The 582-nt window shown below is 40.5% G+C and carries 2 protein-coding genes; both read right to left on the bottom strand.

Translation table 11 applies throughout. The features are described from left to right. On the bottom strand, window positions 1–299 hold a 299-nt coding region (locus tag B3F51_RS03360; RefSeq protein ID WP_286945469.1), incomplete at its 3' end, for a formate/nitrite transporter family protein. Between the two features lie 142 nt (window positions 300–441). Then, a partial coding sequence (locus B3F51_RS03355) for a formate--tetrahydrofolate ligase (protein WP_286945478.1) occupies window positions 442–582 on the bottom strand: 141 nt, incomplete at its 5' end.

Below are 582 nucleotides of genomic sequence, written 5' to 3'. Positions count from 1 at the left end.
ATTTCTTTTTTGAAAAGTGATAAAGTCATCAGGTTGTTACCGGTAAACAGCTCGGCACCACAAATTACTACCAACATCAGGCCAACCGGGAAAACCCCCGCCCCGATGTACTTGGCAAAGGTCGCTTCAAAACCGGTACCAGCACCAGATGTAATAACTGTAAAGCCATAGGCGCCAAATCCGATAAAAACGCCAGCAAAAATACCCAATACGATCATTTTTCCAATTGACAATTTGGCCTTATTGTTACAGCCTTTTACCATATTATCGCAGATTTCTGCGGGACTAAAAAAATTCATATTCGTTCTCCTCTTTCAAAGTTTAAAATTTCAAGGACTCTTTCAGGATTAGTTTATCGTTTTCACACTTAACTGTTTATGAATAATGAATTAAGAGGAATCCCGAAGGATCCCTCGATTTTCTGCTGAATTTTAACTGTTTCTAGAATAAACCAGCAATTACGCCGTTTTCATCAACATCAATTTTTTCGGCCGCTGGTACTTTTGGCAGACCAGGCATTTTCATGATTTCTCCGGTCAGCGCGACAATAAAGCCAGCACCGGCTGAGATATTAACCTGACG

Source organism: Acetobacterium sp. UBA5834, from assembly GCF_002435675.1.
GTDB classification, from domain to species: Bacteria; Bacillota; Clostridia; order Eubacteriales; family Eubacteriaceae; genus Acetobacterium; species Acetobacterium wieringae.
This window is presented reverse-complemented; position numbering and strand designations above follow the sequence as displayed.